Origin of the sequence: Halonotius pteroides, assembly GCF_003605635.1 — an archaeon.
Taxonomy (GTDB): Archaea; Halobacteriota; Halobacteria; order Halobacteriales; family Haloferacaceae; genus Halonotius; species Halonotius pteroides.
This window is the reverse complement of record NZ_QMDW01000025.1, coordinates 21472-37905: the sequence shown is the minus strand read 5'-3', so window position 1 is coordinate 37905 and position 16434 is coordinate 21472. Positions and strand designations below refer to the sequence as shown.

Below are 16434 nucleotides of genomic sequence, written 5' to 3'. Positions count from 1 at the left end.
AAATGGAGGCGACTGACTTTACAATAGAACCCGCAAGTAGTGGCGTGAGTGACGGGGCAGGGCATTTCCACATTCTCGTGGATCAGCAACCGCTACCGGCCGGAGAAGTAATTCCAAATAACGAAGAAAACGGATACTACCACTATGGTGGGGGGCAGACGACAGCCGAATTGGATCTTGATCCCGGGAAGCACACTGTTCGTCTACAAGCTGGTGATGCTAATCACAGGGCGTATGACCTCACTGACACTGTGAGTGTAACCGCTGACGGTTCCACCAGTTCTGAACAATCCACGTTTACGATGAATAATGTTGGAGCCAACGCTTGGGAAGTCCTCTCTACAAATGAGGAATACGTAGAGACATCAGGAGGAGATAATCCAACAATTACCCTCGAAACAGGCGTTCGGTACACTATCAGCAATGAGGGGTGGAATATCCATCCACTGGCATTTCGTGACGGAGACCAGAACAAATTGTTATCGCAAGGAAGAAATCAGACTGGTGAATTTGAGAATGACGGCGATGTCAACTGGAACGACTCTGGTAATACCCTTTCATTTACTCTCACTGATGAGTTAGCAGATAGAATCAATTCATACATCTGCACTGTCCACTCCAGTATGGTTGGCCAAATAGAAACAACCGAGAGTAGCACAGTTACTCTTCCAAACAACAGTGTAAATATCGAACCAGGAGACATCCCTCATCCGAGTGGGGGTGAACACACACTCACGTTTGCTGTGAAAAATCTCAGTGCCGACGGTGGGAGAGATGAGTTTGATATAGCGATGCCGAACAACGTTGAGGTCAACAGTGTTAATATTGTCAGCATAACTGGACTCGAATCGGTGCCCGATCCAGTAGCATCGAATCCAATCGAATTTAGTGTGAATCCAAGTGTAGGAGATATCAGTAGTTCTCCGGTCAAGTTTGAGGTTGAGTTGGATCTTTCAGTTAACAAGTGACAGGTAAACACATTATATTCAGCACAGCCACTAAAATATGTCTCTTATTTGAATACTTCAGTAGAGCCAATACGAATTAATCAATCGAGGACAGTAGTCAAAACAATGAGCGACGAACCGAACGCTGAGCCGACACAGCAAGTTGACACGAAGCGGTCGCTGTGCGAACTGGCAGGGATACTCACAGACGAGGAAGCCGAAGCGATGCGCGCAGCGATTCAAGACCGAAGACAGCGAGACGCCGAGGCAGCAGATCGGGTTGTAGACCTGCCAGACAGCTAACTGATAACCGCCATTTCTCAGCCGTCGTCGGAATGCTTTTAGCGAATCGTAGGCCAACACAGGCGTAATGAGTGATCTCGAAGCGGAGTACCGTCTCGATTATTTTGCGGCGGAAGATTTCGTCCGGAAGGAGTGTCCCTCCTGTGGGGCGTTCTTCTGGACACGCGACCACGATCGAGAACGCTGCGGGGAGCCACCGTGTGAGGATTACCGATTTATCGGCGAGGAAAGCTTCGCAGAGCCACACAGTCTTGAGGAGATGCGAGAGGCCTTCCTCTCGTATTTCGAGGACAACGGCCACGAGCGCATCGCACCCTACCCGGTCGCCGCCAACCGCTGGCGCGACGACGTGCTGCTAACGCAGGCGTCGATCTACGATTTCCAGCCGCTGGTCACCAGCGGGCAGACGCCGCCGCCGGCCAACCCGCTCTGCATCAGCCAGCCCTGTATCCGAATGCAGGATATCGACAACGTCGGCAAGACTGGGCGGCACACAATGGCCTTCGAGATGATGGGCCACCATGCGTTCAACGTCCGAGAGGACGCCGACGAGGAGTACGCCTACGAGGGCGAAGTTTACTGGAAGGACGAAACCGTCGAATTCTGTGACGGCCTCTTTGAGTCGCTTGGTGCCGATCTTGACGAAATCACCTACATTGAGGATCCGTGGGTCGGTGGCGGCAACGCCGGCCCGGCCATCGAGGTCATCTACAAAGGCGCGGAGCTGGCGACGCTGGTCTTCATGTGTATGGAGCAGGATCCCGACGGCGACTACGAGATGAAGGACGGCAACACCTACTCCTTCATGGACACCTACGTCGTCGACACCGGCTACGGGCTCGAACGCTGGACGTGGATGAGCCAGGGAACGCCAACCGTCTACGAGGCGGTCTACCCCGAGATGATCTCGGTGCTCAAGGAGCACGCCGGGATCGACCACACCGACGAGGAAAGCGAACTGATCGGCCGCACCGCCAAGCTCGCCGGCCGGATGGATATCGACGAGGCCGAGGATATGGCGACCGCCCGCCGGGAGATCGCCGACCGTCTTGATGTCGATGTCGACCGACTCACCGCGCTGATGGAGCCACTGGAGGATATCTACGCCATCGCCGACCACTGTCGGGCCCTCGCGTATATGTTCGGCGACGAGATCGTTCCCTCGAACGTCGGCACCGGCTACCTCGCACGGATGGTGTTGCGCCGCACCAAACGCCTCGTCGACAACGTCGGGATCGACGCCCCGCTCGACGAACTCGTCGACATGCAGGCCGAGCGACTGGGCTATGAAAACCGAGATACGATCCGGGAGATCGTCCGCACCGAGGAGGCGAAATACCGCGAAACGCTGGAGCGCGGCGGTCGCAAGGTCGAACAGCTCGCCACCGAGTACGCCGACAGCGACGAGCCGATCCCGACTGAACAGCTGCTTGAGCTGTATGACTCCCACGGGATTCAGCCGGATATGGTCGCCGAGATCGCCGCCGACACCGACGCCACCGTCGAGGTGCCCGACGACTTCTACTCGCTTGTGGCCGCCCGCCACGACGACGCCGGCGACGAGGGCGACGACGCCGACCGCGACGAGCGGTTTGCCGACCTCCCCGAAACAGAGAAGCTCTACTACGACAACCAGGAGCGCACCGAGTTCGAGGCCGTCGTCATCGACGTCTTTGAGGCCGGGGAGGGGTACGATGTCGTCCTCGATCAGACGATGTTCTACCCCGAGGGCGGTGGCCAGCCCGCCGACCACGGGACGCTTGCCAGCGATGAGACGATCGCGGAGGTCACCGATGTCCAGCTCGTCGACGACGTGGTGCTCCATCGCACCGACAGCGACCCCGGCAAAGGCGAGTTCGTCCGCGGACAGATCGACGCCGACCGCCGCCGGCAGCTCATGGCCCACCACACCGCAACTCATATTATCGGCCACGCAACCCGACAGGTCGTCGGCGACCACATCCGGCAGGCCGGAGCCCAGAAACGCACTGACTCCGCCCGTCTTGATGTGCGACACTACGATCGGTTAGCCCGCGAAGAGATCAAGCAGATCGAACGCGTTGCCAACGAGATGGTGCGGGCAAACCACTCGGTCAGCCAGGAGTGGCCCCATCGTAACGACGCCGAGGCCGAGTACGGCTTCGACCTCTATCAGGGTGGGATCCCGCCGGGAACCAACATCCGGCTCATCCACGTCGGCGACGACACACAGGCCTGCGGTGGCACCCACGTTAGCCGCACCGGCGAGATCGGCGCGATCAAGATTCTCTCGACGGAGCCGGTACAGGATGGGATCGAGCGGATCACCTTCGCCGCCGGTGAGGCCGCCATCGAGGCAACCCAGGCCACCGAGGACGCCCTTTACGAGGCGGCCGACGTGTTGGATGTCAACCCTGATGATGTCCCCGAGACCGCAGAGCGGTTTTTTACCGAGTGGAAGCAGCGCGGCAAGGAACTCGACCGGCTCAAAGACGAACTCGCGGAGGTACGGGCAACCGCCGGAGCCGACGAGGTTGAGATCGACGGCCAGTCCGTTGTCGTCCAGCGACTCGACAGCGATATCGATGAGCTCCGGGCGACCGCCAACGCCCTCGTTGAGGAGGGCTCTGTCGCCGTCCTCGGCAGCGGTGCGGGCGACAGCGCGCAGTTCGTCGTTGGCGTCCCTGACGACGCCGGTATCAACGCCGGCGAGATCGTCGGCGAACTCGCGGGCCGGGTCGGCGGCGGTGGTGGCGGCCCGCCGGATTTCGCCCAGGGTGGCGGCCCGGATGTTGAGGCGCTTGAGGACGCACTTGAGGACGCGCCCGAAATCCTGCGCGGCGTATTGAACGTTTGAGTGGTCGCGGAGTCGAACTGACACAGTGATCCAAGATGGAGCCGGATGCCGTAGCGGACAGCAGGCTGTCTTGACAGCGCTCACCGTCCAGTCGACCGCAAGGCGACCACATTTACTGGTAGGTGAGTCCAATATGTTTGTACTGAACAATACTATACATTCGATACAGGTGTGAAGAGCACGGGTTGCATTTGTTCGGTGTGAGTCATGAGCTGTTGTATGGGGTATTCTCACGTGCTCAAACGGTTGATATGTCCATAGAGTGCATATGGTCTCTTCGATTACGCAGTGCGGCAGATTTAATACTGTGCGGATAGTATTGTGTGCAAGTTCCTATACTATGGAATACCACAACCGATCACGAGTCGGCCGAATTGTTGCAATCACGATACTATCAATGCTGCTTATCATCGGAAGTACCGCCGGAGTCGGCACCGCGCTTGTTCCGAGCGGCGATCCAGATGTAAACGCATACGTGCCGGAACCAACGTTAGAACCCGGAACAACGACGACGCTCTCGGTACAAGTTGCTAATAATGCACAAATAAACACTGGTGCGCCGGCGAACCGTGAGCGGGTTACCACAGCTCGAAATGTTGTTGTCGAACTTGATGCTGGCGGCACACCAGTGACAGTTGAAACACCCGAGCACTCTATCGGATCGGTGAGTGAAGCCAGGCCTGGGTCGGCACGATTTGAGATCGACGTGCCTGAAAATGCAGAACCAGGACGGTATAAAGCCACTGTTGACATGGAATTCTCCTATACAAGCACGATGGGAGAGTTCACCGAACAGGAGGCGACTGAGACACGAACTGAAACAGTCACCTTTGAGATCAGCGACGACCCGCAGTTTGAACTAACACGGGCTGATGATACGCAGCTGCGAGCCGACGAAACAGGTCTCTTCCCGGTAACTGTGGAGAATACGGGAGGTAAAGCCGCGGAGGATGTCGCTGTGTCACTCTCCTCACAGAGCCCGGAAATTAGATTCGGGAGTGGGACAGGGGCTGTTTCACGCATCGATTCACTCAAACCGGGTGAGACGACAGAGGTTACCTACGAGGTTAGGGTTGGATCGGGTGCTCCAGCGAGATTATACAACCTCAACGGGCATGCCACATATACCGACAAACAGGGGATCGATGGCCGAGATGAGGATCTCTCAGTCGGAGCCAGAGTTGGCTCACAGCGTAACGATTTCAACGTCGGTGTCAAAAATTCCACAGTCGCAGTCGGTTCCGCTCGGCTGGTGGCAGTCACAGTAACCAACAACCGCGACCAGCGACTCACCGATATCCAAGCGAGTTTGGGCACGAGTGCCCCGCTCGATAGCGATGATGACGATGGCTATATCGAGTCACTTGACCCCGGTGAATCTGCGACGGTAACGTTTGGGCTGTCCGCAACGACCGATGCCAACCCGAAAACGTACGCCGCAGATCTCGACTTCAGCTACGAGGACGAACGGGGCATCTCGCGGATGTCCGAAACATATCAGCTGCCGGTTGATGTGACAGCCGACGATGGCGTCCAACTGCTCTCGATCATTCCCTTTGCGGGGGGTGGACTACTACTCGCAGGAACAGCAGTGTACGCCCGGCAGCGACCGGAGATCCTCCCATGGAGCTAACCACTGTGTCCCACGCTGTCGAAATAGTCGATACTGGTGACTCACCCCCAGCCATACGCGATCGGTAATCTATGAGCGATCCATCGCAGCCACTTCGTGACGGGCTCGAACGACTCGGCCGGTTTGCCGCAACGAACCGCCGAACAGTATTTAGTGCTGTTGCTGTCGTCGCACTGCTGTCGCTCGTTGTGGCCGGGGCGTCCGTCCAGATGAGCCTGGGAATGGAGCTGTACATCGATGACGACTCACAGACGAATCAAAACTGGCAGGAGGTGAAAGCCGATGACAGCTTCGACGTTGGCAACAACGTCTTTGTCATGGTCGAAACGGATCACCTGTACAGTCCAGAGACCATACGCACGATCAATCGACTCGATCAGAGCTATGCCGACTCCGGAAGGTTCTCGAGCGTTACCAGTCTCGCAGATGTGGTGCGACGGGGGAATGGCGGCACCATTCCAAACACAGAAACGGGGGTTCGGCGATCAATCGACCGCGTCGAATCGATGGGGACGAGTGCTGAAGCGTTGGTCAACAACGTCAACCCCGATGATGAAACGGCACTGTTGGTTGCGACGTACGGTGAGGCTGATGTCCCTGACGCAAATAATCAGTACTTCGGCTTCCTCCCGGGGACAGCAGCGGGATTCCTCACCGACACGGTGAACGATAAGACGGACGATGTGCAGATTCCGCCACACGTGGATGTCACTGTCACCGGCGCGCCGGTCTTCGAGAACGCGGCGTTCGGGCTAATGTTGCCGGAGATGATCCAACTGTTTGCGGTCGCCTTTGGGATTATCTTTACCGTCGTTTTCCTCGTGATGCGCGGTCGGTTACGACATACCTGGAAGGTGTTCCTGCCGGTTGGAACGGCCCTTGTCGCACTCGTCTATATGTTGGGCATGATGGGAGTTGTCGGCTTCAACTTCAATGCGATCATGCTCGGTGTGTTGCCGATCGCACTGGGGCTTGGGATCGACTTCAGTCTCCAGTTGCAGACGCGATACATCGAGGAACGAGAGGCAGGCCGCCAGCCTGTTGAGGCCGCTGCTGCCGCCGCGCGGGTAACAGGCAACACGCTGCTGTTGGCCATGGCAACAACCTCGATCGGGCTCGGCGCGTTGCTTGTCTCTGCGGTGCCACCAACCCGACAGTTGGGCGCGACTGCGGCGTTCGGTGTCATTGCGGCGACGGGCCTCTCGTTGACACTGCTTATCGCCTTGCTTGTCCACTTCGATACCGACGAGTATCCGGCTGAAAAGCAGGCGACAGACCAGTCGAACAGCGGAGCATCGACAGCGACTGACGGCGGATCGCAGTCCACCGCCGAGCAGCCGCTGTTTGAGCGGGTGGTGGGCTATCTCGCCGACGGGATCGCCGCCTCACCGGTGCTCGTGGTGTTGCTGTTGGTTGCGTCGATCGGCGGTGGGGCAACGGTGTACCACGATGTTTCAACGACCCAGGAGATGCTTGACTACTGGCCGGATATCGAGGAGCGTGATGATCTGACCTCCCTCGAAGAGACCGCTGAAAGCCCGAACGTCATGTATCTCGTTGTCGAGGGACAGGACACCTACTCACCAACCACGTTCCAACGGGCCGCAGAGTTTGAGTCCGCGATCGAAGACCATGAGGATGTCAACGCCGCGATGAGCCCCGCCACGGCCGTCGAGATGACACACGGGAGTATCCCACGTGATCGTGAGACCCTGCAGACGATCGTCGACAGGCAGGCCGAATCAGCGCTGATGCCGATCGGCTCGCGGGCAGCGACGCCGAACCGGGTTTTGATTCAGTTGTTCGTCGCTGATATCGAGGGCAAGGAGGTTCGGTATCTGATCGACGATACGGAGGCGATCGCGGATCGTCATCTCTCAACCGAACGGACAGCCGTAACCGGGAAGCCAGTTGTCAACCGAAACGTCATCGAGAACGTCACCTCCGGGCGCGACCCGATGACGGTGTTGAGCTTCGGGATAGCAACGCTGTTTCTGATGATGGCACTCCGGTCGGCTCGTGAGGCGGTGTTGCTCATCGTGAGTGTCGCGGTCAGTGCGGTGATGTTGATCTCGATGGCAATGTACGCGCTTGGCATCCCATGGAACCCCTTGACCGTGGCGACAGGGTCGATCGCGCTGGGAGCCGGGATCACATACGGGATCCACGTTCACCAACGGTTCAAAGAGGAGCTATACGTCCATGATTCCACCCCGGCAGAGGCGATGTGGGAGGCGATGGTACAGAAATCACGGCCGGTTATCGGCTCGGGTGCGACCACGCTGTTTGGCTTCGGCGCGCTCGGCATCTCACAGTTCCCGGTGCTCGCCAACTTCGGGATCGCCGTTGCCCTCGCGATGACGTTCGCGCTTGTAACCGCGTTCGTGTTCCTGCCTGCAACAGCACTCCTACTGGCACGGTGGACAAACACCTACAAGGCCGTCTGATCAGCTGACAGCTCAGGAAGCTTTACCAACGCAGCAAGAAGCGAATTTAGTCGTCGGCGCGGGCCTTGTTGAACCGATCGGCCGGGAGTTTGAGATCGGCGAGATCATCCCGCTGTTCGAGGTTGTAGACGACCTCCAAGGAGTCGCTTTCGGGTTTGCCGTTACAGGAGAGCCGGATTCCCTCATCGGTGAGCTCGTCGGGCAGAATGTGATCGACGAGCTGGGAGAGTTCGCCATCAGTAACAGCGACCGCGCAGTTTGCACAGGCACCGCCGCGGCAGGCAAACGGCCAGGCGTGACCGCTGGCCTCAGCGGCGTCGAGCAGGCTCTGCTCGTCTTCGACGGTGAACTGACCGTAATCGACCTCGTCGAGATCGGCGGCCGCAGCTTTCTCGAAGAGATCGTCGTCATCGAGCGACCAGCCGTGGTCGGCGAGTACCGCGTAGTTGAGATAGGTGACCTCGGTATCGGGATCCGGTTCGGGCTGTGTCACCGGGTCACCGGTCGCTGGGTCGCCGGCGTCCGCGCCGAGATCGTCGACGAAGGCCTCGGTGTCGTCATCGACTTCGCCAGCCTGAATCGCCTCGTAGGCGTCTTTGACCCGTTTGAACTCAGCATCGCTGCCGCCGCGGTCGGGGTGGGTTTCCTTTGCCCGACGGCGGTAGGCCCGCTTGATTGTCTCGTCGTCAGCATCGCGGTCAACACCGAGCACCGCAAACGGATCCATTACTGTCAACTGGTAGGCGACAGACGGGGATTAAACGTTCGCTCACAGCCGATCGGTGCCGGGGAGTCCCACGCCCAACTCGGGAGTCGCGCCCTTTTCATAGCTGGCCGACCAGCCTCCGGATATGCCATACGCTGAGGGCGACGACGGTGCGATCCACTACACACAAGCCGGCGAGAACCCCGACGCGCCAGCGGTTGTCTTCCTCGGCGACCTCGGCTTCGGCGCCTGGGGGTGGAGCTGGCAGTACGGCGCGCTCGCCGGCCCCTGCCGGGTCGTCGTCATCGACACCCGCGGGGCAAGCCGCTCGGACGCCCCCGATGGCCCTTACGCGATGGCCGACCTCGTTGGTGATCTCGAAGCCGTCTTGGCCGACTGCAATATCCGAACAGCCCATCTCGTCGGCTGTGGGCTGGGCGGCGCGGTCGCATTAGCGGCCGCCCGGCGGACAAATCGCGCGGAGAGCCTCACGGTGATTGGAACGCCACCAAGCGGTGAAACATTCGATCCTGAGCCGCTCAGTCCCGATCCGACCGACAAGTCGGCCCTGCGGGCGTCGACGACGAGCCTGCTGTCGGCGGCGTTTTGTGAGCGCGAGGACGCGCCGGTCGAACGGATCGTCGAGTGGCGCGGCGAGGAGGACGCAACACCGGCCGCCAGAGAGGCGCAACTGGCCGCACTGGACGGATTCGATCCCGAGCCGCTGTATGAGCTGACACTCCCAGTTCGGGTCGTTTTCGGCGGCGCTGATCCGGTTGTCGACCCCGAGGCGAGCCGGCGGCTGGCCGAGGAGTTACCAAACGGAGAGTTCACCTCGTATCCGGAGGCGAGCCACCTCGTGACGATCGAGCGGTCGGCCGCGCTCAACGATCTCCTGCTTGGGTTTATCGAGTCAGTCGCCGATCGCTGATCTTGGCGGTTCACGGCTGCACGTCGGTGGAGCCGCGTGATCGAGCGCGCTTGACCGGCTCCGAGGGAGCGGCAGCCCTCGCGGGCGACGCAAGGCACTTGTTGTCGGGCGACCGAAGGGCTGGCAATGAGAAGGCCCCGGATCGCGCTGCTGGAGGCAGCCAACAACGACGACAACAATATCCGCAACTTCCGTCGGGAGCTCGACGCCGATCTCGTCGAGTTCGACGCCGCCAGCGGCGAGCTCCCGGCTTCGACAGCCGGCTACGATGCGATCGTCATCACCGGCTCACGGGCCTCGGTCTACTGGGATGAGACGTGGATCGATCCGCTGATCGAGTTCATTGCGACAGCGGTCGATGGTGGTCTGCCAGCATTGGGCGTCTGTTACGGCCACCAAGCACTTGCGGAGGCGTTGGGCGGCCGGGTCGCCGGCATGGACGACTTCGAGTTGGGGTACAACGAGATCGAACGCGTCGGCGATGACGAACTGTTTGCAGGGATCGGCGAGCGATTTACCGTCTTTACCAGCCACGGCGACACCGTCGTCGATCTCCCACCGGGGGCGGAGCTGCTGGCACGCAACGACCACGGTGTCCATGCCTTCCGAAAGGGCCACGCGTGGGGCGTGCAGTTCCACCCCGAGTATGACATGCAGACCGCCCACGAGATCGCCGAGGACAAACGCGAGCGGGTCGGCGACGCCCAGGTCGACGCCGTTTTGGAGTCGATTACCTCCGACAACTACGAGGCGGCCTGCGAGGCCAAAGGGCTCTTTGAGAACTTTACGCAGTACGTTCGTGCGGTCACAACCGAGAGCCGCCACGCTGAGGCCACGGCCTGACGGCGGGCTTAAGTGACTGACACGCCCAGCGTTGGTAATGGCGATCGATCCGAACTTTGATCAGAACCGCGACCGCGTCGGCGAGGAAAACGGGGTGACCGTCTGGGGCCCCGTCGACGAACCCGAGCAGTTGGGCATCCACGGCACCCACGTCGCCGTCGACTACGACATCTGTGTCGCCGACGGCGCGTGTCTCGAAAACTGCCCGGTCGACGTGTTCACCTGGGTCGACACCCCCGGCCACCCGAAAAGCGAGGAGAAGGTTGAACCGACACGGGAATCCCAGTGTATCGACTGTATGCTCTGTGTTGATATCTGTCCGGTCGATGCGATTGATGTCGATGGCAGCCGGAAGTAGTCGATCGATCCCTGTCCCCCGTTTTTGCGTTAGAGACCGAGCAGATCGACAACAGCAACCGCGACGAAGCCGACCGACAGGAGCCACACCGGGATATCGAGTCGGCTGAACTGGAGTCGTGGCAGCGTCGGATTCCACGCGAAACAGTGCGCCTGCAGGGCGACAGCCAGCTGATCGGAGCGGCGAAGCGCGCGATCAACCAGCAGCACCGTGAGTCGCTGGCTGCGTTCCCACAGCGAGCGGGTGTCGCCGTTGCGGGCCCGGATCGCATCCCGCACCGTCCGGAGATCCGCACGCAACACCGGCACATAGCGGAAGGTGAGCCCAACACCAACGCCGAGCAGTTGGCCCGGCCGGCCGGGGATCGTCCGCTGGATCGCCGCCCGCGTCTCGCGGATCGGCGTGGAGTGAATGAAGGCCGCGCTCACAAACAGGATCGGGATAATCCGCGCGACCGAACGCAACGAGATGAGTGCGGGCGCAAGCCGGAGCCACGGCGGGCCGGGTGTCACCGCAGCAACCACCGGCCCAAGTACCAAGATGAGGATAACAACCCGGTACGCACGCAACACCGCCCGAATCGACACCGAAGCAAGTCGGAGGGAGCCAAGCCCGACGACGAGCACGCCGAACAGTTGTGGCGCGGTCGACGCTGTGAACGCCACAAGCGCGAACGCAAACTGAAAAGCCAGTTTCGTCCGTGGATCAAGCCGGTGGGCAAGCGTCGAGCCGGGCGTGTAGGTGAGCATCGCTAACTCGGCGGTCGCACGTCGATCTCTGGAAGGCGGTCGCGGGCCGCATCCGGCGATAAATCAAAGCGAACCGAGCCAGCCTCCAGCCCGATCACGCGATCAGCCCGGTCAAAGAGATCGCGGAGATCGTGGCTGACGACGATGATGCTCATGCCCGCCGCGTACCGGTCGTCGAGGTGTTCCAACACCGACCGCTGGGCCGGCCAATCGAGGCCGGTAAACGGCTCATCGAGCACGAGATGATCCGGCTCCATCGCCACCGCGGCAGCGATGGCGACCCGGGCCTGCTCGCCACCTGACAGCGCGTCGATCCGCTCGTCGCGACGGCCGTCCAGATTAACGGCCGCAAGCGCGTCATCGACACGGCGGTCGATCTCGTCGTGATCGAGCCCAAGATTTTCAGGGCCGAAGGCCACGTCCGCGCCGACGGTTGCGCCAACAAACCCCTCTCGCGGCGACTGAAACACCATACCGACGCTGGTGCGGGCAGCCACCGGGTCGTTGGCCGCAGGTGTTCCGTTGACCCGAACCATCCCGGCATCGGGTTCAAGCAGGGCGGTAAAATGCCGGACAAGCGTCGTTTTGCCGCTGCCGTTTGGGCCGGCGAGGACGACCCACTCGCCGTCATCGATCATCAACGACACGTCGTCGACGGCGGTCGTCGCGCCGAATGCGTGTGTGAGGCCGTCGACGGTGATCATCGTCGGTCGGCCAGGAGCCCGGTGCCGCCAGCAACGACCCCGGTCGTCATCGCCGTTTTGAGCAGATCGCCGACAACAAAAGGCGCCATGAACGACGCCGCCCGGGTGAGCGTCCACCCGTTAACGGTCGCAAGCCACGGCAACCCGATCAGGTAGATGACGACGAGGCCGGCAAGCAACGCGATCGCCGTCGGGATCACCGAGAGTGAACTGATCGGGGTCGGCGTCAGCGACCGGTGGGCGACAGCACCGATGACAACAACGGCGACCACAAAGCCGGCGAGGAACCCACCGGTCGGGCCGAGCACATAGCCAAGGCCGGCGGCCGCATTCGAGTACACCGGCGCGCCAGCCAGCCCGACGATAACATAGAGGCTGATCGAGAAGCCCCCCCACACCGGGCCCAACAGGAGTCCGGCAACGAAGACCCCAAACGGCTGAAAGGAAAAGGGAACGCCACCCGGAAGATCGATCGAAAACTGTGCGAGTACCGCCGTCAGGGCGGCGAGCATGACGGCCGCGCTTAATTGCCTGACCGTCTCGGCGTCAACAAGATCGATCGACGCCGTCTCTTCACGTGCCATACTGGATCCGCCGTTGTCAACCTGATTTAATCTGTTGGTTTACGAAGCACGGCCACATCACGGAGACAGGGTTTTATATCCGCACCCGCTGGGGTTCGATCCATGGACGAAAAGACCGAAGAGCTCCGAGACATCTTCATGGAGACAACCGACTCGGAGACCGTCACCGAAACCCAATCGGAGTCGCCGGGGTCGCTAACCGACGACGAGACGGATGTCGGCGATCGACTCCGGACGCTCATCGATCGAATGCGCGACCAGTACGACTTTCAGACATCGCTGGAGGCCGACGACCTGATTGCGGTGCTGCGTGGCTTCCACAACGACGAAGACGACGAGTCGATCGCGGCGACACTGGACTGTGAGCCGGCGAGCGTGCGACAGGCCCGGCTCGATCTCCATCTTGTTCGGGATGCCGAGCGAGAGGCCCCCTTCGAGTTCAACCGACTGCGTCAGCTGCTGGCGGAGGACATGTCGCTGGAAGACCGCGCTGAACAGCTTGCTGTCTCCGTCGAGACCGCACAGCAGTATAGCGAGGTGGCAGCTGCCGACCAGCGATCGACACGAGCCAACAGCCGCTTCCGCGATGAGTTTGCCGAGCTGCTGACCGACGCCGATCTCACGAATCGTCTCGCCGCCGATGCTCACGAAGACGGGCTTCAGGAGGCAACTGAGGACATGGAAACTGACGTCTCGTTCTGAGCTGCACCGTTCGTCGGAACGGCGGTTGCGCCCCGAGGGTTCAAATACCAAGCCGCGGCCATCCGGAGCTATGCCGACGTTCAGCGAGCTAAGCCGGGCGGCGTACTGTCCCCGCCAGCTCTACTACGCCCGCAAACACGACGACGAGGGGCCGCCAGCGTCGGTCGAAAACACACAACAGCTCGCCTTTCGCTACCGTGAGCTCCGAGAAGCCGACGACGAGACATTGGCGGCGGTGCCGATCAAGCGGTCGCCGGCGGCCTACCGCGAGGCGCTTGCGTCGCTGTCGACGCGACCGATATGGGAAGGGCTCTGTGAACCTGCCGAGACCGACTACTATGTCGAGGGGAAGGACTGTGCTGGGATACTCCACAAGATCATTCCCGGCGAGCCACCGACGCCGACACTGATCTCGCCGGGTGAACCGCCCGATAACGGCGTCTGGAACCCCCAGACCGTTCGGGCGGTCGCCGCCGCCAAAGCCCTCGCCTGGGAACGAAACGAGGAGATCCCACGGACGCTTATCGAGTATCCGGCTGTCGGCGTTGTCCGAGACGTGCCGCTGACGACGCGGCGCACAGCGACCTACCGGCAGGTGTTGCGAACGGTTCAGGCGATGGATGGGCCGCCGCCACGCGTCAACGACAGCAGATGTGAATCCTGTGAGTACCGAACGGAGTGTGGCGTATCGACCCGGTCGCTAAAATCGCTGCTCGGGTTGGAAGGTGATTAGTGGTCGGCGAGCCATGCCTCGATCTCTCCGGCAAGCGGGCCGCGACGATGGATCTCGCCGGTTGCGACGTCGACAACGGTACTCTCGCCGCCCGGCGTCTCGCCGGTGTCGACGACGGCACCGACAGCGTCGATGATCGTCGCGTCGAGGGCGTCGACACGGCGAACGCTCGGCGAGCCGCTTTCGTTCGCGCTGGTGGCGGTAATCGGGCCAGCACGACGGGCCAACTCGCGGGCAACAGCGTTGTCAGAGAGCCGAACGCCGACGGTATCGCCGCCGTCGACTAAGCTGTCGGGAAACACACCGTCGCGAGCGACAAGCAGAGTCACCGGCCCCGGCAGAAAGCGGTCGCAAAACGCCGCCTCGCGGTCGGTCAGCGTGAGATACTGCGTGAGCATCTCGCGGTCAGCAAAGCCGACCGACAGTGGCTTCGAGCGGGGCCGGCCCTTGATCTCAAAAACCTGCCTGACTGCGTCGGCATCGGTTGCGTCGGCTCCCAGTCCGTAGACGGTTTCAGTTGGATAGACAACCGCCTCGCACTGTGCAATCGCCGCGGCGGCCGCAGCAAGCGCGTCATCGACAGCAGAGGGGAACGTGTCGGTCTCGGGGGCTGGATCGGAGCGATCAGCAGGGGGCATGCTGTAGGGTCGCCGGGCGGGTGAAAAAAGGGTGCTGATCGACCCAACCGGCGCGTTCCAAACCGTTTATACTGGCTCCTCGAAAACAACAGGACATGCCACGAGAGCAGAAGCAGGTTCGTGATCTCCAAGAGGGCAGCTACGTGATGATGGATGACGCGCCGTGTACGATCAACCACTACAGCACGGCCAAACCGGGCAAACACGGGAGTGCGAAGGCCCGCGTCGAAGGGAAAGGCGTCTTCGACGAGCGAAAACGGAGCTTCAGCCAGCCGGTCGACGCGAAGGTCTGGGTGCCGATCATCGAGCGAAAACAGGGTCAGGTCGTCTCGGTGACCGGCGATGACGCCCAAGTGATGGATCTCGACACCTACGAGACGTTTACCATGCGGATTCCCGAAGGCGAATCCTTCGAAAGCGACCAAGACATCGAGTACCTCGAATACGAGGGCCAGCGAAAGGTCGTGTGATGTTCCCGGGCGCGACCGCCGACCGCGAAGCTGCTTCCTATGTGGTCGTCGGCGCGCCGCTGGATGCGACGACCACGTTCCAACCGGGCACCCGATTCGGGCCCGATGAAATCCGGCGATTCGCTCGTTCCTTCGACGATTACGATTATCAGACAGCACAGCATTTCACTGAGCTCGGCGTCCACGACGCCGGTGACGTGCGTGCATGGGATGATGTAGCGGAATATATCGACTACCTTGGCGGCCAGCTCCGCGATATCGTTTGGGACGACGCCATCCCGCTCGTTCTCGGCGGCGAACACACGGTGACCGTCCCAGCTGTCGAGGCGGTCGATCCAGATGTCTTCGTCTGTCTTGACGCTCATCTCGATCTCCGGGAAGCGTACGATGGCACCGAATGGAGCCACGCGTGTGTGACGAACCACACGCTGGACACAGCAGAGAAAGCGATCATCATCGGTGCACGCACCGGGTCGGAAGCCGAGTGGGAACGCGCCGCCGAGGCCGATGTCACCGTCGTCGAACCCGGCGCTGTCGACGACTGGCTGGCAGACCCACCGGCGTTCGACGACGAGGTGGTGTATCTGAGCGTTGACATCGACGCCGCCGATCCGGGCTTCGCCCCGGGAACAGGGACGATGGAGCCCGGCGGGCTGACGCCCCAACAGCTACAGCGGCTTGTCAGCGCGGTCGCGCCGGCCGCTGCGGGCTTCGATGTCGTTGAGGTCAACGACCGCGATGATGGGCAGGCCGCCGCACTGGCTGGCAAACTACTCCGGACGTTTGTGTATCACCACGCGGCGAATACGACACCGTGAGAACGATCATAGACGAACGGTTCAGCACCGGC

Annotated in this window: 17 protein-coding genes; 12 read left to right on the top strand and 5 right to left on the bottom strand. The window is 61.0% G+C overall.

Annotated elements, in window-relative coordinates:
• The 5 genes from DP106_RS13095 to DP106_RS13080 all read left to right on the top strand — a co-directional run.
• Positions 1 to 968 (top strand): DUF4399 domain-containing protein (locus DP106_RS13095; protein ID WP_133305148.1); only part of this gene is annotated, 968 nt, incomplete at its 5' end.
• 105 nt (positions 969 to 1073) lie between these two features.
• Positions 1074 to 1250, top strand: coding sequence for a hypothetical protein (locus DP106_RS15945; protein ID WP_165857900.1), 177 nt, complete (start codon positions 1074 to 1076; stop codon positions 1248 to 1250).
• 67 nt (positions 1251 to 1317) lie between these two features.
• Entirely contained in the window at positions 1318 to 4086 is a 2769-nt protein-coding gene (alaS, locus tag DP106_RS13090) for an alanine--tRNA ligase (RefSeq protein ID WP_120085996.1), read from the top strand.
• Between the two features lie 397 nt (positions 4087 to 4483).
• Complete coding sequence (locus DP106_RS13085) at positions 4484 to 5719, top strand: COG1361 S-layer family protein (RefSeq protein ID WP_165857899.1); 1236 nt, start codon at positions 4484 to 4486, stop codon at positions 5717 to 5719.
• Between the two features lie 71 nt (positions 5720 to 5790).
• Entirely contained in the window at positions 5791 to 8166 is a 2376-nt protein-coding gene (locus DP106_RS13080; protein ID WP_120085992.1) for an efflux RND transporter permease subunit, read from the top strand.
• 46 nt (positions 8167 to 8212) lie between these two features.
• Here the strand turns inward: DP106_RS13080 and fer are convergent, their stop codons facing one another.
• Positions 8213 to 8893: a ferredoxin Fer gene (fer, locus tag DP106_RS13075; RefSeq protein ID WP_120085990.1), complete on the bottom strand. Its 681-nt coding sequence runs from the start codon at positions 8891 to 8893 to the stop codon at positions 8213 to 8215.
• 124 nt (positions 8894 to 9017) lie between these two features.
• On the opposite strand from fer, the gene DP106_RS13070 reads away from it, so the two are divergent.
• The 3 genes from DP106_RS13070 (at position 9018) to DP106_RS13060 (ending at position 11004) form a co-directional block, all read left to right on the top strand.
• Positions 9018 to 9803 (top strand): alpha/beta fold hydrolase, encoded by a 786-nt coding sequence (locus tag DP106_RS13070; protein WP_120085988.1) that lies wholly within the window; start codon positions 9018 to 9020, stop codon positions 9801 to 9803.
• 126 nt (positions 9804 to 9929) lie between these two features.
• Positions 9930 to 10646 (top strand): type 1 glutamine amidotransferase, encoded by a 717-nt coding sequence (locus DP106_RS13065; RefSeq protein ID WP_120085986.1) that lies wholly within the window; start codon positions 9930 to 9932, stop codon positions 10644 to 10646.
• Between the two features lie 37 nt (positions 10647 to 10683).
• Complete coding sequence (locus DP106_RS13060; RefSeq protein WP_120085984.1) at positions 10684 to 11004, top strand: 4Fe-4S dicluster domain-containing protein; 321 nt, start codon at positions 10684 to 10686, stop codon at positions 11002 to 11004.
• A 29-nt stretch (positions 11005 to 11033) separates the two neighbouring features.
• Here DP106_RS13060 and DP106_RS13055 read toward each other — a convergent pair whose 3' ends face one another.
• Genes DP106_RS13055 through DP106_RS13045 form a run of 3 tightly spaced genes read right to left on the bottom strand, consistent with a single transcriptional unit; the run spans position 11034 to position 13041 of the window.
• Positions 11034 to 11753 carry an energy-coupling factor transporter transmembrane component T family protein gene (locus DP106_RS13055; RefSeq protein WP_120085983.1) on the bottom strand — a complete coding sequence of 240 codons (720 nt, stop codon included), beginning with the start codon at positions 11751 to 11753 and terminating at the stop codon, positions 11034 to 11036.
• 2 nt (positions 11754 to 11755) lie between these two features.
• Entirely contained in the window at positions 11756 to 12457 is a 702-nt protein-coding gene (locus DP106_RS13050; protein WP_120085981.1) for an energy-coupling factor ABC transporter ATP-binding protein, read from the bottom strand.
• On the bottom strand, positions 12454 to 13041 hold the full coding sequence (locus tag DP106_RS13045; protein WP_120085979.1) for a biotin transporter BioY: 588 nt from the start codon (positions 13039 to 13041) through the stop codon (positions 12454 to 12456). Before DP106_RS13045 ends, DP106_RS13050 begins: the two co-directional genes overlap by 4 nt.
• Before the next feature lie 102 nt (positions 13042 to 13143).
• Between DP106_RS13045 and DP106_RS13040 the strand changes: the two genes are divergently transcribed.
• Together DP106_RS13040 and DP106_RS13035 are read left to right on the top strand one after the other, a co-directional pair.
• Positions 13144 to 13743: a conditioned medium-induced protein 4 gene (locus DP106_RS13040; protein WP_120085977.1), complete on the top strand. Its 600-nt coding sequence runs from the start codon at positions 13144 to 13146 to the stop codon at positions 13741 to 13743.
• Between the two features lie 70 nt (positions 13744 to 13813).
• Positions 13814 to 14476: a CRISPR-associated protein Cas4 gene (locus DP106_RS13035; RefSeq protein WP_120085975.1), complete on the top strand. Its 663-nt coding sequence runs from the start codon at positions 13814 to 13816 to the stop codon at positions 14474 to 14476.
• Here DP106_RS13035 and DP106_RS13030 read toward each other — a convergent pair.
• On the bottom strand, positions 14473 to 15114 hold the full coding sequence (locus tag DP106_RS13030; protein ID WP_120085973.1) for an L-threonylcarbamoyladenylate synthase: 642 nt from the start codon (positions 15112 to 15114) through the stop codon (positions 14473 to 14475). The two genes, DP106_RS13035 and DP106_RS13030, sit on opposite strands and share 4 nt — an antisense overlap.
• A 95-nt stretch (positions 15115 to 15209) precedes the next feature.
• On the opposite strand from DP106_RS13030, the gene DP106_RS13025 reads away from it, so the two are divergent.
• Together DP106_RS13025 and speB are read left to right on the top strand one after the other, a co-directional pair.
• Positions 15210 to 15584 carry a translation initiation factor IF-5A gene (locus DP106_RS13025; RefSeq protein WP_120085971.1) on the top strand — a complete coding sequence of 125 codons (375 nt, stop codon included), beginning with the start codon at positions 15210 to 15212 and terminating at the stop codon, positions 15582 to 15584.
• Positions 15584 to 16402, top strand: a complete 819-nt coding sequence (speB, locus tag DP106_RS13020; RefSeq protein ID WP_120085969.1) for an agmatinase — start codon at positions 15584 to 15586, stop codon at positions 16400 to 16402. The genes DP106_RS13025 and speB overlap by 1 nt, the downstream gene beginning before the upstream one ends.
• The last annotated feature ends 32 nt before the right edge of the window (positions 16403 to 16434 follow it).

What these genes read in the sequence shown, in the direction of transcription:
- DP106_RS15945 (WP_165857900.1), top strand. Translation starts at nt 1,074, where the DNA reads ATGAGCGACGAACCGAACGCTGAGCCGACACAGCAAGTTGACACGAAG.
- alaS (WP_120085996.1), top strand. Translation starts at nt 1,318, where the DNA reads ATGAGTGATCTCGAAGCGGAGTACCGTCTCGATTATTTTGCGGCGGAA.
- DP106_RS13085 (WP_165857899.1), top strand. Translation starts at nt 4,484, where the DNA reads ATGCTGCTTATCATCGGAAGTACCGCCGGAGTCGGCACCGCGCTTGTT.
- DP106_RS13080 (WP_120085992.1), top strand. Translation starts at nt 5,791, where the DNA reads ATGAGCGATCCATCGCAGCCACTTCGTGACGGGCTCGAACGACTCGGC.
- fer (WP_120085990.1), bottom strand. Translation starts at nt 8,893, where the DNA reads ATGGATCCGTTTGCGGTGCTCGGTGTTGACCGCGATGCTGACGACGAG.
- DP106_RS13070 (WP_120085988.1), top strand. Translation starts at nt 9,018, where the DNA reads ATGCCATACGCTGAGGGCGACGACGGTGCGATCCACTACACACAAGCC.
- DP106_RS13065 (WP_120085986.1), top strand. Translation starts at nt 9,930, where the DNA reads ATGAGAAGGCCCCGGATCGCGCTGCTGGAGGCAGCCAACAACGACGAC.
- DP106_RS13060 (WP_120085984.1), top strand. Translation starts at nt 10,684, where the DNA reads ATGGCGATCGATCCGAACTTTGATCAGAACCGCGACCGCGTCGGCGAG.
- DP106_RS13055 (WP_120085983.1), bottom strand. Translation starts at nt 11,753, where the DNA reads ATGCTCACCTACACGCCCGGCTCGACGCTTGCCCACCGGCTTGATCCA.
- DP106_RS13050 (WP_120085981.1), bottom strand. Translation starts at nt 12,457, where the DNA reads ATGATCACCGTCGACGGCCTCACACACGCATTCGGCGCGACGACCGCC.
- DP106_RS13045 (WP_120085979.1), bottom strand. Translation starts at nt 13,041, where the DNA reads ATGGCACGTGAAGAGACGGCGTCGATCGATCTTGTTGACGCCGAGACG.
- DP106_RS13040 (WP_120085977.1), top strand. Translation starts at nt 13,144, where the DNA reads ATGGACGAAAAGACCGAAGAGCTCCGAGACATCTTCATGGAGACAACC.
- DP106_RS13035 (WP_120085975.1), top strand. Translation starts at nt 13,814, where the DNA reads ATGCCGACGTTCAGCGAGCTAAGCCGGGCGGCGTACTGTCCCCGCCAG.
- DP106_RS13030 (WP_120085973.1), bottom strand. Translation starts at nt 15,114, where the DNA reads ATGCCCCCTGCTGATCGCTCCGATCCAGCCCCCGAGACCGACACGTTC.
- DP106_RS13025 (WP_120085971.1), top strand. Translation starts at nt 15,210, where the DNA reads ATGCCACGAGAGCAGAAGCAGGTTCGTGATCTCCAAGAGGGCAGCTAC.
- speB (WP_120085969.1), top strand. Translation starts at nt 15,584, where the DNA reads ATGTTCCCGGGCGCGACCGCCGACCGCGAAGCTGCTTCCTATGTGGTC.